This is a genomic window from Achromobacter sp. ACM01 (assembly GCF_014851745.1).
Taxonomy (GTDB): domain Bacteria; phylum Pseudomonadota; class Gammaproteobacteria; order Burkholderiales; family Burkholderiaceae_B; genus Achromobacter; species Achromobacter aegrifaciens.
In genome coordinates, this window is the sequence record NZ_JACVAF010000002.1 from 626,968 (window position 1) to 640,581 (window position 13,614).

A 13,614-nucleotide genomic window follows, 5' to 3' on the forward strand; every position below is an offset into this window, starting at 1 on the left:
CGTGCGCCTCAGGCCTGCAGCCAGACGTCGGCCAGGGTTTCGCCCTGGACGTTGGCGCCGGTGGTGAAGTTGCGCACGTTCTTGCCGGCCAGCGTGAACGACTGGATCTCCACCAGCGGCACGTGCGGCACGTCGGTCGAGGCCAGGCGGGCGAACTGGTGCGCAAGCGTTCGGCGCGCGTCCGGGGCGGTCTCCTGGGTCAGCTTGGCGACCAGCGCGTCCATTTCCGGGTTGGAGTAGCCGGTGGCGTTGCGGAAGGCGGCGCCCTTGACGATGCCGTCGGTGGTGTAGAACTGGGTGACAGTGGGCACCAGTTCCAGCGGCGAGGTGAAGTTGGAGACGGCGATGTCGTAGTCGTAGTCGCCATAGATGCGCTTGAGCGCCGTGGCGCGGTCCACGGAATCCAGCTTGACCTCGATGCCCACGTCCTGCAGCGCCTGCTTCAGGTACTGGCCGAGCTTGGCGTTCTCCTCGAACCAGGCGGCGGCGACCAGATTCACGGTGAAGCGCTTGCCGTCCTTCACCGGCAGGCCCGCGGCGTCCAGCAGCGCGGCGGCCTTCTTGGGGTCGAACGGATAGCGCGGCACGTCCTCGGTGTAGAACAGCGGGTTGCTGCTGAAGACCGGCGCGATGGCGGGCTTGCCGCGGCCGTAGTAGATGGTGTCGACGATGAACTGGCGGTCGATGGCGTGCAGGATGGCCTGGCGCACCTCGCGGCGGTTGACGATGTCGCGGCGCTGGTTGAATTCGGCGGTCACGGTCCAGGCCGAGTTCTGGTAGCCGCGCGTGTCCACCACCACCTTGCCGGTCTTGAGCAGGCGGTCGATGTCGCGGGCAGGCACTGGGTTGGAATAGGCCAGGCCCAGCTCGCCGGTCTCCAGCGCGGCGCCGCGCGTGGCGGGGTCGCCCCACCAGCGGATGATGAGGCGGTCCAGGTTGGGCTGGCCGGCATTCCAGTAGCTGTCGTTGCGCAGGTATTCGACGTGGCTGCCGCGCACCCACTTGCCGTACTTCCAGGGGCCGGTGCCGACCGGCGTGTTGTTCAGCGGGTTGGTGATGATGTCGCGCCCGTCGTACAGGTGTTTGGGTATCAAGAGCTGGAACTGACCGGCCAGAGTGGATTTCAGGAAGAACTCCGGAACCGGCGCGTCGAAGTTCAGCACCACGGTCAGCGGATCGGTCGCGGTCGCGCCGGTCAGCGACTTCAGCGCGATGCCGGCGGAAATCGGCTTCCAGTGCTGCAGCACGTTGTAGACCACGTCGGCGGACGTGAACGGCGCGCCGTCGTGCCAGGTGACGCCTTCGCGCAGCTTGATGGTGTAGCTGCGGAAGTCTGCGGCGGGCGTCACGGACAGGGCCAGCGCGGGCTGGAACTTCAGGTCGGCATCCAGCTTGAGCAGGCGTTCGAGGATCTTGGTCGCGGTCTGGAACGGGCTGGACCCGCCGCCGCCGGGCACGAACAGGGCCTGGGGCTCCAGGCCGCCCCAGCTGGCGACCAGGGTGCCGCCTTTGCGGGCGGGGCCGGCGTCGGCGCCGGGCTGGGCAGTCGCGGCCAGCAACGCCTGGGGCGCGATGCCCAGGCCGGCGGCCAGGCCGCCCGCGGCGGTACGGGTAAGGAAGGCGCGCCGTCCGGGGCGCTGCGCGGTGGTCATGATGGTGTCCTTGAAGATGAGAGCCCGCTCAGCCCTGGGCGAGCGTGGCGTAGGTGGCGCGGCCGATGGCCACCAGCGCACCCTGGTCGTTGTAGAGGTCCACGTCGGCCACGCCCACGCTGCGGCCGTTGCGGCGCACGCGGGCCACGGCGGTCAGCGCGGTGTTGACGGCGGGACGCAGGTAGTCGACGCGGAAGTTGATGGTCGGCAGGCCGCGGCCCAGCAGCATGCCGACGGCGAAATCGCCGACGGTGTCGATCACCGCGGCCAGCGGGCCGCCATGCCATTGGCCGCTGGCCGCGCCGCGCTCGAATTCCGGGCGCATGGGGGCCAGCACGGTCAGTTCTCCCTGTTCATGGTTCACGTCGCGCACCGACAGGCCGAGCCAGGCGATGAACGGCGAATCGTCGAACCTGGCCTGGATGGCCGCGGCGTCAAGGGTGGCAGCCGGAGCCAGCGCCTTCGGGTTCGCGCTCATGCCGACACCAGCACTTTGCCGACGATCTTGCGATCTTCCAGCGAGGCCAGCGCCTGGGCGCCTTGTTCCAGAGGCCACTTGCGGTCCACGTGGACGCGCAGCCGGCCGTCGCGCACCAGCGCCAGCAGCTCGTGCAGGTCCTCGCGTTCCCAGCCGTTGGAGCCGCGGATCTGCAGCTCGAAGGTCCAGATATAGCGCAGGTCTTCCTTGGGATCGAAGCCCGCGGTCGCGCCGCAGGTCAGCAGGCGGCCGCCCAGGCGCAGGCAGCGCAACGATTTGACCCAGGTTTCGCCGCCCGTGAAGTTGACCACCACGTCCACGCCGCCCGGCTTGCCGCTGCGGCGGCGCGACGGCTTGCCGAAGCGCTCCTGGACCGCCTTGAGGAAGTCTTCCTCGGTGTACAGAATGATGTGGTCGGCGCCCAGGGCGCGCAGCGTCTCGGCCTTTTCGGGGCTGCCGGCGCAGGCGATGACTTCGGCGCCAGCCAGCTTGGCCAATTGCACGGCGCACACGCCCACGCCGCCGCTGGCGCCCAGGATCAGCACCTTTTCGCCTGGCTGCACCTGGCCGATGCGGTTCATCATGCGCAGGGCGGTGCCGTAGGCCACGGGCAGCGCCGCCGCCTGATCGAAGCTGACCTCGTCGGGCAGACGCAGCAGCTGGTGCGCCGGTACGCGGCACAGTTCGGCCAGGCCGCCATGAATCGTCTCGCCCACCAGGCCGCCATCGACCCGGTCTATCGGGTCCACCAGCACGCGGTCGCCCGCCTTCCAGTCGCGCACGTTGGCGCCGGTCTGCACCACCACGCCGGCCACGTCCAGGCCGATGATGACGGGAAAGGGCAATTTGATACCGGGCATGCCGCGGCGAGTGAATACGTCGTGGTAGTTCAGGGACGAGGCCCCGACGCGGATGACCACGTCGTCGGGACCGGCAACGGGATCGGGGAATTCGGTTTCCAGGCGCAGCTTGTCGGTGCCGCCGTGTTCACGCAAAACAATGGCTTTCATGAGTCTCTTGATGGATGGGTAGGGAAAGAATCACCACGCGGCCAGGCCGGCGATGGCCTGGCGCGTGATCTGCAGGCCGTGGGCCACGACATTGCGGCGCCAGACGCTGGACACGGGTACGAAGGCATCGACCAGATCCGCCCGCAACTGCGCATCGCGCGCGGCGTCGGGCGCGGCCGGGGACTTGAAGCGCAGCCATTGGTCCAGCCTCAGGGCCGGCCGCATCTGCAGGCCGCGCGTGCCGAATTCGACGACTGCGCCGGCCAGCGGCCGCTGGCCCAACGCTTGCTGTACGCCACGGAACACCAGTCCCTGGTAGTCGGGACGGGCCAGGCCGTGCGGGCGCTGCCCCAGTACGCGATCCGCGCCCCACCAGGCCGCGGCTTGCGCCTGCTCGGCGCTGCCGTCGGGGTTGAAGCACAGGAAGAAGGGCTCGCCGAATTCGCCGATGCCGGTGTGCCAGTCGATGAAGGCCACCCGTTCGCTCGCGCCCAGGTGCTCGTCGACGATGCGGCGCAGCGTGCGGTTGGACCATTCGGGGCCGTTGCCGCCATAGACCAGGCCGTCCGGGTGCGTGTACTGGCCGCTGGCCGTGACGTTGAAGAGCGCGTCCGCGCCGTGCTCCTGGCGGAAGCGCTCCAGCGCCTCGGCGCCGGCGTCCAGCGCGGCCTCGGTCCAGTGCTGCGGGATCAGGTGCGGATGCAGGCTGGCATAGTGCGGGTTGGGCGGTGCGGCCCGGGTGTGGTCGATGAAATTGCGGTTCAGGTCGACATTGTTTTCGGTGGTGCGCGTGTCGTGCGCATAGCCGTAGGGATTCAACGCATGTACCAGCACCACGTTGACGCCGTCCGGCAAGGGCAGGCCGCCGTCCGCCTGCAGCCACGCGAGCTGCACCGCCGAGCCGGCCGCGCCTTCGAGGCCGTGGGTGCCGCTGATGGCCAGATGGGTGCGGGCGGCGCCGGGGCGGCCCAGCACCGCCACGTCTACGGTCAACGGCCGGCCCTGCGGGTCGCGCGCCGTGGGATGTTCGTGGCGCGAGAGCGCGGCGCCCCGCGCCGCGGCGGCGGCCACGAAGGCCTCGCGCGCTGTTGCGTAGTCGGCGGAAAAGCAGGTCCAGTAGTCGGGCAGGGGCTGGCCCATCATGCCTCCTGCACGAAGACTTGCAGTGCGCCGGCAGCATGCTCGGGCGCCACCGCCAGTTCGCCCTGCGCGTTGGCGCGGTACGGGACCTTGTTGGCGTCGAGCCACGCGCGCGTCTGCCCGATATCGCGCACACCGATGACCGATCCCGCGAACCAGCCGCCCTGGCTGCTGGCGGGCAGGCCAGCTGGCACGCGCACATGGGGGAAACGCTGCTCGAAGGCGGCGGGCGCGAGGAAGTCGATGCGCAGGCTGCCGCGCCGCACTTGCAGGCCCTGGTCAGGAAGCTCGCTGATGGCAATGGGGCCCAGCACGCGTTCATACGCGGCGCGCAGGGCGCGCGGCTCGGGATGCACGGCGATCAGCGACTCGATGCGGCGGGCGCCGTTGGCATGGCCCTGCCATTCGGGCCGGTAGACCAGATGGCGCGTGAGATGGCCGCAGGTGAAGAAGTCCGGCACCGCGAAGAGGCCCGCCGGAAACTGGGTGTTGTTCCAGGCCGCGTCCTCGCTGCCGGCGGGCAGGTGCACCGGACGGCCGCCGCGTTGCGGCGCTTCGGCGTCTATGCCCAGGCGGGCAAGCTCGGCGTGCACGGCGCTGCTGTCGGTGGTCTGCAGCGCGACGGAGACCGGGCCTTCATAGGCGTCGTCAAAGCCCGCAAAGCGCGACTGCTCGCGCAGCTCCGGCGGGAATGCCAGCAGCTCCAGGTAATTGGCGTCCAGGATCAGGGTCTGGTTGCGCGTGCCGCGATGGTGGCGGCCTTGCGGCGCCAGGACAAAGCCCAGCTTCTGGTATTGGGCGGTTGCGGCCTGCAGGTCATGCACCCGGATGATGTAGTGGTCCAGTCCGGTGACTGAGGGTATGGACATCGCGTTTCCTGAATTTGCTTGACGGAAGCGGGCAGTCTGGCCGAAGCGCAGGCGGGCCAGAACGATTGAATTCGCATGTGGATATTTGCTTTCTGTTCGCGCCAGGGGACAGGAGGCATCCGCATATTCATATCTGAAAGTCTTCTTTGCTCCTGGGCCAACCCGCAAGCAGCATGGTGGTCCGTTCAAAGCACATCCCTCTACAACGACATGACGACTCGCAAGACTCCGGGCGGCGCCCGCATCGCATTCTCCCTGGCGCTGGCCCTGGCCGCCGGCGCGGCGCAGGCCGACGCCACGCTGGAAAAGATCAAGGAACGCGGCACCATCACCATAGGCGTGCTGGCCAATGGCGGCGTGTTTGGTTCGCTGGACCCCGCGACGCAGCAGCTGGTGGGCTGGAACCCGGAGCTGGCGCGCGAGCTGGCCAAGGGCCTGGGCGTGAAAGCGGAATTGGTGCAGGTGCAGACCGCCACGCGTACGCAGTTCCTGATCTCCGGCAAGGTCGACCTGCTGATCGCGTCCATGGAGCTGAACCCGGAGCGCGCCGAGATCCTGGGCTATGCGCCGACGCCGTTCTTCCGCGTGGGCGGAACGGCTGCCACCCTGAAGACCAGCGGCATCGCCAAGTGGGAGGACCTGCGCGGCAAGCCGGTGTGCGTGTCCCAGGGCAGCAGCTTCGCGCGGCCCTTGTCAGCCGATTACGGCGCGGTGGTCAAGGGCTACAAGAGCTCGTCGGATTCGCTCCTGGCGCTGCGTGGCGGCCAGTGCGTCGCGGCCGTGCACGATTCGACTCTGATCCAGCCGTTGTTGCGCAGCAACCCGGAATGGAAGGACTACCACGCGCCCATCGCCAGCGAGGTGCTGCCGGCCAACTCGGTGGTCTGGACCCGCAAGGGCGAGGCCGACACCATCGCCGCCGTCGACAAGGTGGTGCAGGACTGGCATCGCACGGGCTGGCTGATCGCCACGGAAACTCGCCTGGGCATCGCACCGCCGCAGCCGCTATTGCAGGAACTGCACGCCAAGTACAAGCAGGGAAGCTGAGGCGGGCCGGCGCATGTTCGAATCGGCACTGCATGCCTGGGTCGGCCTTTTCAAGCCCCTAGGCCTGAACTACAGCTTCGTGTTGGACGCGAGTGAACTGTCCGCGTTCGGCCGCGGGCTGCTGGTCACGCTGCAACTATGCGCGTGGACCATACCAGTGAGCCTGGCGTTCGGCGTCCTGATCGCGGCGGGCCTGACCAGCGGCCGCGGCTGGCTGGCAAGGCCATTGCAGGCTTTTGTGGAAGTCACGCGCAACACGCCCACGCTGGTGCAGCTGTATTGCGCCTTCCTGGTGCTGAACATGCTGATCACGCAAAAGCTGGGCGGCGGCAGTCCGATAGCGCCGTTCGCCTGGGTGGTGATCGTGGTGGCGCTGCACAAGGGGGTGTTCCATGCCGAGGCTTTGCGCGCGGGTATCGAAGCGGTGCCCGCCGTAGCCATGGAGGCGGCTCGTTCGCTGGCGTTCTCACGGCGCCAGATCCTGACCCAGGTGCAACTGCCGCTGGCGTTGCGCTTTGCCTTGCCGGCACTGGTCAACAACCTGGTGGACTTGGTGAAGATGACAGCGATTGCGTCGGCCATCGCGGTGGGCGACGTGACCTATGAGTCCATCATGATCTGGTCGTACCGCGACAACGTGTTGGAACTCTTGCTGCTCATCCTGCTGTACTTCGGCCTGCTGACCTGGCTGGTCGGTCTGGGCGGGAGATGGCTGGAAGAACGTTTGAGGATGCCTGGCTATGGCCAATGACCTGGTCCTGAACGCACAGGCCGCGGGGCGACGGCTGCCGCCGGCCTTGCGCGATCCCTGGCTTGTCGTATTGCTGGCGTTGGCGGCGCTGAACCTGGCGTGGGCGGCCACCAACTCGGCGCCCGCCGCCGTGCGGACGCTGTGGTATTGGTCGCCAGCCTTGCTACGCGGTTTGGCGATGAACGTCCAGATCAGCGTGCTGGCCATGGCGCTGGGTACGCTGGCCGGGCTGGTGGTGGGTGCGCTGTCGTTGTCGCCGTCGCGGCTGATGCGCCGCCTGACACGCGCCTACGTGCTGTTGTTCCGCAATGCGCCCATCCTGGTGTTGGTGTACTTCACCACCTACGTATTTCCCTTCGAGCTGAGGCTGGGCGGATGGAATCTGCCGTTTCCGGACTGGATCAAGGTGGTCATCGGCCTGGGCCTGCCGGCCAGCGCCAACGTGGCCGAGATCTTCCGCGGCGCGATCCAGTCCATCCCCAGCGCGCAATGGGAGGCCGCGCAATCGCTGGCGTTCCGCCGCGCGCAGATCTTCCGCATGATCGTATTGCCGCAGTGCCTGCGGCGGATGCTGCCGTCGTGGATGAACCTGTACGCCAGCATCACCATGAGCACGTCGCTGGCCTCGCTGGTGGGCGTGCACGATCTGGTGGACGCAGCCACGGTGGCCAGCAATACGGTGTCGCGCACCGACTTCACGATATTGGTCTACTTCACGCTATTGGCGCTTTTCTTCGCCTATTGCTACCCCATCGCGCGCTGGACGCGGTATCTGGAAAAACGCCATGAGCATTATTGAATTCGAGGCGCGCACAGCCGCCTCAAGGGGCGCGGCTACGCCGCCGCTGGTCAGCCTGCAGGACGTGCATCTGGCCTTTGGCCAGACGGAGGTGCTCAAGGGCATGGACGTCGAGGTGCGGCAGGGGCAGGCGGTGTCCATCATCGGACCGTCGGGATCGGGCAAGTCCACCATCCTGCGCTGCATTACCGGACTGCTGCGCCCACAGCGCGGCCGCATCGAGGTTGGCGGCGTGCGCGTGGACGCCTTGAAGACGGAAGCCGAGCTGATCGGCCTGCGCAAGCGCGTGGGCTTCGTGTTCCAGCAATACAACCTGTTCCCGCACCTGAGCGTGCTGGAGAACCTGACGATCTCTCCCATCAAGGTGGGCGGCGTACCGCGCGCGCAGGCCGAGAAGCGCGCGCGCGAGCTACTGGCCCAGGTGCGGATGGAGCACAAGCAGGACGCCTATCCCGGCGAACTGTCCGGCGGCCAGCAGCAACGCGTGGCGATCGCGCGCGCGCTGGCATTGCGGCCCGAGCTGATCCTGTTCGATGAAGTCACTTCCGCGCTGGACCCGGAGATGGTCGGCGAAGTGTTGGCCGTGATTCGCGAACTGGTGGAGGACGGCCTGACTTGCGTGCTGGTGACCCATGAGATGCGCTTTGCCGAAGAGATCAGCGACATTGTGTATTTCACCGAGGCCGGCCGGATCGTCGAGTCCGGGCCGCCGGCGCGCCTGTTCGGGGCGCCTGCCAGCGAGCGCACGCGCGCCTTTCTGCAACGGGCGGTCGGCGCGGCGCCCGTGCGCGAGCGGACTCCCGATCCCATACAGAGCTACCTGCATTTCGATCCGCTGCGCCTGGCGGTGTGAACCCTGATGGAGTTGCGCATGATTTTCATATCCCTGATTCCCATTTGTGGCGAGGTGACCGCATGAGCCTTGCAGACGCTCGCGTCCAGACCCGGCTGGTGCATGCCGGCGCGCCCGACCTGAAGCAGGGCGGCGGCCCGGTGAACGTGCCGGTGGTACGCACCAGCACCGTGCGCTTTGCCGACACGGCCGCGCAGGCGGCCCTGGGCCGGCAACGCGCGGCCGGGGAACGCGTGGCGACCTATGGACGCCATGGTCTGGACACCCATCAGGCGCTGGAAGAGGCTGTGACGTCGCTGGAAGGCGGCTACCGCACGCTGCTGGCACCCTCCGGGCTGTCAGCCATCGTGCTGGTGCTACTGGCGACCCTGGCGCCGGGCGAGCACGCCTTGGTGGCCGACAGTGTCTATTCGCCGGTGCGCAAGGTGGACCGCGCGCTGTTGCAGCGCTATGGGATCGAGGTGGAGTATTTTTCCGCAGCACGCGACGACCTCGCAGCGCTGATTCGTCCGAACACCCGCCTGCTATACCTGGAGTCGCCCAGCTCGCTCCTGTACGAAGTGCAGGACCTGCCTGCGCTGGCCGCGACGGCGCGGCGGCATGGCGTGCTGGTGGCGGCGGACAATACCTGGAGCGGCGGCCTGTATTATCAGCCGCTGGCGTTGGGCGCGCACATTTCGATTCAGGCGGCCACAAAGTACCTGGCGGGACACTCCGACGTGATGATGGGCGTGGTCACGGTCGATAGTCCGGAACTGGCCAGGCAACTGGGCGCGACCTACGACGCCCTGGGCCTGTCGGTGGGCGCGGACGATGCCTATCTGACCTTGCGCGGCCTGCGCACGTTGGATGTGCGGCTGGCGCGGCATCATGAAAACGCGTTGGTCGTGGCCGAATATCTGGCGCGGCACGAGGACGTCGCCAGAGTCTATTACCCAGCGTTGGCGCAGGACCCGGGCCATGCGTTGTGGCGGCGGGATTTCAGCGGCGCCAGCGGCCTGGTGTCGTTCGCGTTCCGCCATTCCGATGCCGCTGCCGGCGCGCGCTTCATCGATGCCTTGCGCTATTTCTCCATCGGCGCATCCTGGGGCGGCTACGAAAGCCTGGCGCTGGAGGCGGCGCCCGAGCGCCTGGCCGAGCACAGCCAGTGGCGGGATGGTCCGCAGACCCAATCCGTGGTGCGCCTGCACATCGGGCTGGAAAGCCCGCTGGACCTGGTGGACGACCTGGAGCGCGCATTCGCGGCAACACGCCAGGCCCTGCGGCGCAGCGCCTGAGGCATATGCAAATGAGCGGTTTTCTTTAGGGTTTCCGGCTATGTAGAAGCAACGTTTACCTCTTTGTCCGTCAGTACCCGCGACCACTAGAATTTGCCCTGTTCCATGATTGGCGGCAGGGCATGTCTACTATTCTTTCCATCGGTTCGGTGCAGCTTCCGTTTCTTGTCCAGCGGCAGGCAGCGGTACGCGAGTTCTATGGTCACATCATCGGCCTGGACGAAATGGCCGGGGCCGGCGGCCAGCGGCTGCTGTTCGCGCTGGGCGAAGCGACCTTGTCGCTGTCTCCCGTGGACGAAATCAGCAGGGAAGTGAAGCCCGATTACCTCGCGCTCAGGACCGGCGACTATGACGTCATCCTGGCGCGCCTGCGCCGGGCTGGACACCATCCGGTCTGCTCCTTGCCAGACGCCGAGCCGCGCGTGATGTACGTGAAAGATCCGTCCGGCAATCAGCTGGCATTCCTGGGCTGAGGCGCGCGATGAACTTCCAGCAATTGCGCTCCGTGCGCGAGGCCGTACGCCAGGACTTCAACCTGACCGACGTGTCCGAAAGCCTGCACACCTCGCAGCCCGGCGTCAGCCGTCAGATCCGCGAACTCGAGGAAGAGGTGGGAGTCGACATCTTCGTGCGCTCGGGCAAGCGGCTGATCGGCCTGACCCCGCCCGGCGAGCTTATCCTGCCCTTGGTCGAGCAGATCCTGCAATGCGCCGATAACATCCGCCATGCCGGCGCCGAGTACGCCGACAGCCGGACGGGCGTGCTGTCCATAGGGGCCACCCATTCGCAGGCGCGCTACGCCTTGCCGCCCGTCATCAAGGAGTTCCGCGAACGCTATCCCGAAGTGGTGCTGCATCTGCATCAAGGTTCGCCCAAGCAGGTGTCGGAGATGCTGCTGGAAGGCGAGGCCGACATCGGCGTGGCGACGGAAGCGGTGGCCGATTATCCGGGGCTCGTCAACCTGCCTTGCTACCGTTGGAGCCACAGCATCATCGTGCCTCGCGGCCATCCTCTGGAACGGCAGCAGGACGGGGTGACGCTGTCGCAGCTGTCGCGCCATCCCATCATCACCTATGGGCGGGGCTACACGGGCCGGGCGCATATCGACGAGGCCTTCGCGCGAGCCGGCATCACGCCCGACATCGTCATGACGGCGATGGACGCGGATGTGATCAAGACCTATGTGGAGCTGGGGCTGGGCTTGGGCATCGTGGCCTCGGTGGCCTGGGACGCCGAGCGCGACACGCGCCTGTGCGCCATCGACGCCCGCCACCTGTTCGAGATCAACCTGACGCGGCTGGCGATACGGCGCGGCGCATGGCTGCGCGGTTACGCTTTTCACTTTATCGAGATGTTCGTGCCGACTTTGACGCGCGAGATCGTCGAACGCGAGCTCAAGGGCGAAGGCTGAGGCAAGCGGCGCAGGGACAGTCGTCCCGCGCATATCCATAGTTGCATCGCTTCGTTCCCGCCGCGGCGCCGCGCACGTAGGCTGACCTTTTCTTCCACACGGAATTCAGGGCCATCCCATGAGTACATCTGCACCGCTGTCCGCAACCGCGAGCATCCACAACCAACGCGCACGGGCCGTGCGCGAGTTCATCGCCCATGCACGGCGGCTGGCGCCCGATGCCGCCAGCGTCACGCGCGAACAACTGGCCGAAGTGGCAACGCTGCTGGAAGCGCTGGGCCGCCGCCGCGAGCTGTTCCCGGCCGAAGAGTTCGCCTTGGTCCCGGGCAGGCCGAACGCCATCTACCGGCTGGCGGAGGACCTGGACGGCGGCCATGCCCTTTACCTGTCGCTGGGCGCGCCGGGCAAGGCCCAGCCGCCGCACGACCACACCACCTGGGCCATCATCGCCGGCGTGCAGGGCAATGAGCGCAATGAGGTCTATGCGCGCGAGCGCAGCGCCGATCCGCTGCGCGATGTGCTGACCCACGTCCAGCGCGTGGATGTGCAGCCGGGCAGCTCCATCGTGCTGGGGCCGGCGGACGTACACACCATCGAACTGGTAGGTGACGAGCCTGGCGCGCACCTGCATTTCTATGGCCTGGCGCTGGACCGCCTTCATGGCCGTGTGGTGTTCGAAAGCACGGCGGGCGGCACCTACCGCACATTCTCGCCGCCTGCGGCGATCTATCATGCGCGTATTTCCACGCAGGCGCTGCAGGACGAACTGCGCGGCGCGGGCGAGATCGCCTTGCTGGACGTGCGCGAGGCGGGCCGTCATGCGCGCCGCCATCTGCTGCACGCCGTGCCAGCGCCCTTGTGGCGCCTGGAACTGCTAATCGACAGGCTGGCGCCGCGCCGCGATGCGCGCATCGTGCTGGTGGATGATGACGAGACGCTGGCACACCAGGCCGCGGCCAAGCTGACGCGCCTGGGCTGGAGCGATATTTCGGTGCTGGCGGGCGGGACGGACGCCTGGGAGCGGGAGGGGCGGGAGTTGTTCTCCGGCACCAACGTGCCCAGCAAGGCGTTCGGCGAAGTCATCGAGCATGAGAAGCGCACACCCTGGATCGACGTCGACGAACTCGATGCGCGCGTGGCGCGCGGTGACGACATCGTGGTGGTCGACAGCCGCACGCCGGAGGAATTCCATAACTTCACGCTGCCCTTCGCGCACAGTCTGCCTGGGGCGGAACTGGTCTATCGAATCCGCGAGCTGGCGCCGGACCCGGCTACCTTTGTGGTGGTGAACTGTGCGGGACGCACGCGCAGCATCGTCGGCGCGCAAACGTTGATCGACGCCGGCATACCCAACCGTGTCGCGTCGTTGCGCAACGGCACCATGGAGTGGCTGCTGTCGGGCCGCGAGCTGGCCCATGGCAGGCATGCGGCGCTGCCTGAGCCGGACGGCCAGACCTTGACTGCAGCCCGCCAACAGGCGGCCGGCGTCGCGCGTCTAGCAGGCGTCGCGCACATCGATACCGCCGCCTTGCTGGCATTCGAGGCGGAGCAGGACGTGCGCACGCTTTACAAGTTCGATGTGCGTACCCGCGAGGAGTACGAGACCGGCCATCTGGAGGGCTGGCGCTGGGCGCCCGGCGGCCAACTGGTGCAGGCCACGGACGAGTACCTGGCCACGCGCCGCGCCCGCGTGGTGCTGGCGGATTGGGACGGCGTACGCGCCCTGACCACCGGCGCCTGGTTGGCCCAGCTAGGCGCGGTGGAGGTCTATCTGTACCAACCGCCGGCGTCGGCCGCGTTGCAGAGCGGGCCGGAGCCACGGCGCGTGCTGCGCCACCGGCCAGACGCCGGCGGTTTGCGGCCGCAAGCCTTGCGGGCCGCGTTGGAAAACGGCCAGGCTGTGCTGTTCGACGTCGATGCGCGGGTCGCGTATGAGCGCGGCCACGTGCCGGGCGCGCGGTTTGCTGCGCCCGATCGCGTTGCCGAGTTTCTGCCCGAGGACAGCGGCCGGACCATCGTGCTGACGTCTGCCGACGGCGTGCTGGCAAGCGTCGTGGCGGCCGAATTGGCGTGGCGCGGCCAGCGGCCGGTGCGCTACCTGCTGGGCGGCACCCGCGCCTGGACGGCGCAAGGTCTGGAGCTGGCCCAAGGCGCGCAAGACGTGTTGACCGGCGACGACGACCAGAGCGTCAGCCCCTATCTGTTCAAGGACCTGGCCGCGCGGGATCAGGGCTTTCGCGACTACCTGGACTGGGAGCTAGGGCTGGTGGCGCAGGTGGAGCGCGAGGGCAGCCAGGACTTCCGGCTGATCACGCGGGAATGACTGG

The 13,614-nt window shown here is 67.7% G+C and carries 13 protein-coding genes; 8 read left to right on the plus strand and 5 right to left on the minus strand.

From position 1 onward, the window contains the following. Window positions 1–8: 8 nt before the first annotated feature. From IB268_RS11345 to IB268_RS11365, 5 genes are read right to left on the minus strand one after another with little or no spacing between them, the layout of a single operon-like run. Window positions 9–1,652 carry an ABC transporter substrate-binding protein gene (locus IB268_RS11345; protein ID WP_175213310.1) on the minus strand — a complete coding sequence of 548 codons (1,644 nt, stop codon included), beginning with the start codon at window positions 1,650–1,652 and terminating at the stop codon, window positions 9–11. 28 nt (window positions 1,653–1,680) lie between these two features. Next, window positions 1,681–2,130 (minus strand): PaaI family thioesterase, encoded by a 450-nt coding sequence (locus tag IB268_RS11350; protein ID WP_054454625.1) that lies wholly within the window; start codon window positions 2,128–2,130, stop codon window positions 1,681–1,683. After that, complete coding sequence (locus IB268_RS11355; RefSeq protein ID WP_192354253.1) at window positions 2,127–3,140, minus strand: zinc-binding dehydrogenase; 1,014 nt, start codon at window positions 3,138–3,140, stop codon at window positions 2,127–2,129. Before IB268_RS11355 ends, IB268_RS11350 begins: the two co-directional genes overlap by 4 nt. A gap of 30 nt (window positions 3,141–3,170) precedes the next feature. Next, entirely contained in the window at window positions 3,171–4,280 is a 1,110-nt protein-coding gene (locus IB268_RS11360) for a DUF2817 domain-containing protein (RefSeq protein WP_192354460.1), read from the minus strand. After that, window positions 4,280–5,149: a VOC family protein gene (locus IB268_RS11365; RefSeq protein WP_192354254.1), complete on the minus strand. Its 870-nt coding sequence runs from the start codon at window positions 5,147–5,149 to the stop codon at window positions 4,280–4,282. The genes IB268_RS11360 and IB268_RS11365 overlap by 1 nt, the downstream gene beginning before the upstream one ends. A 210-nt stretch (window positions 5,150–5,359) precedes the next feature. On the opposite strand from IB268_RS11365, the gene IB268_RS11370 reads away from it, so the two are divergent. The 8 genes from IB268_RS11370 (at window position 5,360) to IB268_RS11405 (ending at window position 13,610) form a co-directional block, all read left to right on the plus strand. After that, window positions 5,360–6,196, plus strand: a complete 837-nt coding sequence (locus tag IB268_RS11370) for a transporter substrate-binding domain-containing protein (RefSeq protein WP_175160718.1) — start codon at window positions 5,360–5,362, stop codon at window positions 6,194–6,196. A gap of 13 nt (window positions 6,197–6,209) precedes the next feature. Continuing rightward, entirely contained in the window at window positions 6,210–6,947 is a 738-nt protein-coding gene (locus IB268_RS11375) for an amino acid ABC transporter permease (protein ID WP_192354255.1), read from the plus strand. Further along, a complete protein-coding gene (locus IB268_RS11380; protein WP_175160722.1) occupies window positions 6,937–7,746 on the plus strand; it encodes an amino acid ABC transporter permease in 810 nt (269 codons plus the stop codon). Before IB268_RS11375 ends, IB268_RS11380 begins: the two co-directional genes overlap by 11 nt. Then, window positions 7,733–8,599: an amino acid ABC transporter ATP-binding protein gene (locus IB268_RS11385; protein ID WP_175213314.1), complete on the plus strand. Its 867-nt coding sequence runs from the start codon at window positions 7,733–7,735 to the stop codon at window positions 8,597–8,599. Before IB268_RS11380 ends, IB268_RS11385 begins: the two co-directional genes overlap by 14 nt. Before the next feature lie 62 nt (window positions 8,600–8,661). Further along, window positions 8,662–9,876 (plus strand): cystathionine beta-lyase, encoded by a 1,215-nt coding sequence (gene metC, locus IB268_RS11390; protein WP_175160724.1) that lies wholly within the window; start codon window positions 8,662–8,664, stop codon window positions 9,874–9,876. A gap of 122 nt (window positions 9,877–9,998) precedes the next feature. Next, window positions 9,999–10,349 carry a glyoxalase/bleomycin resistance/dioxygenase family protein gene (locus tag IB268_RS11395; RefSeq protein ID WP_054454611.1) on the plus strand — a complete coding sequence of 117 codons (351 nt, stop codon included), beginning with the start codon at window positions 9,999–10,001 and terminating at the stop codon, window positions 10,347–10,349. Between the two features lie 8 nt (window positions 10,350–10,357). Beyond that, window positions 10,358–11,287 carry a CysB family HTH-type transcriptional regulator gene (locus IB268_RS11400; protein ID WP_175160726.1) on the plus strand — a complete coding sequence of 310 codons (930 nt, stop codon included), beginning with the start codon at window positions 10,358–10,360 and terminating at the stop codon, window positions 11,285–11,287. A 118-nt stretch (window positions 11,288–11,405) separates the two neighbouring features. Continuing rightward, window positions 11,406–13,610 (plus strand): rhodanese-like domain-containing protein, encoded by a 2,205-nt coding sequence (locus IB268_RS11405; RefSeq protein WP_192354256.1) that lies wholly within the window; start codon window positions 11,406–11,408, stop codon window positions 13,608–13,610. Window positions 13,611–13,614: the final 4 nt, after the last annotated feature.

Bases quoted from the DNA above. Each gene is read 5' to 3' on its own strand.
- IB268_RS11400 (WP_175160726.1), top strand. From the start codon at position 10,358: ATGAACTTCCAGCAATTGCGCTCCGTGCGCGAGGCCGTACGCCAGGAC.
- IB268_RS11370 (WP_175160718.1), top strand. From the start codon at position 5,360: ATGACGACTCGCAAGACTCCGGGCGGCGCCCGCATCGCATTCTCCCTG.
- IB268_RS11405 (WP_192354256.1), top strand. From the start codon at position 11,406: ATGAGTACATCTGCACCGCTGTCCGCAACCGCGAGCATCCACAACCAA.
- IB268_RS11380 (WP_175160722.1), top strand. From the start codon at position 6,937: ATGGCCAATGACCTGGTCCTGAACGCACAGGCCGCGGGGCGACGGCTG.
- IB268_RS11360 (WP_192354460.1), bottom strand. From the start codon at position 4,280: ATGGGCCAGCCCCTGCCCGACTACTGGACCTGCTTTTCCGCCGACTAC.
- IB268_RS11355 (WP_192354253.1), bottom strand. From the start codon at position 3,140: ATGAAAGCCATTGTTTTGCGTGAACACGGCGGCACCGACAAGCTGCGC.
- IB268_RS11375 (WP_192354255.1), top strand. From the start codon at position 6,210: ATGTTCGAATCGGCACTGCATGCCTGGGTCGGCCTTTTCAAGCCCCTA.
- IB268_RS11385 (WP_175213314.1), top strand. From the start codon at position 7,733: ATGAGCATTATTGAATTCGAGGCGCGCACAGCCGCCTCAAGGGGCGCG.
- IB268_RS11365 (WP_192354254.1), bottom strand. From the start codon at position 5,149: ATGTCCATACCCTCAGTCACCGGACTGGACCACTACATCATCCGGGTG.
- IB268_RS11345 (WP_175213310.1), bottom strand. From the start codon at position 1,652: ATGACCACCGCGCAGCGCCCCGGACGGCGCGCCTTCCTTACCCGTACC.
- IB268_RS11395 (WP_054454611.1), top strand. From the start codon at position 9,999: ATGTCTACTATTCTTTCCATCGGTTCGGTGCAGCTTCCGTTTCTTGTC.
- IB268_RS11350 (WP_054454625.1), bottom strand. From the start codon at position 2,130: ATGAGCGCGAACCCGAAGGCGCTGGCTCCGGCTGCCACCCTTGACGCC.
- metC (WP_175160724.1), top strand. From the start codon at position 8,662: ATGAGCCTTGCAGACGCTCGCGTCCAGACCCGGCTGGTGCATGCCGGC.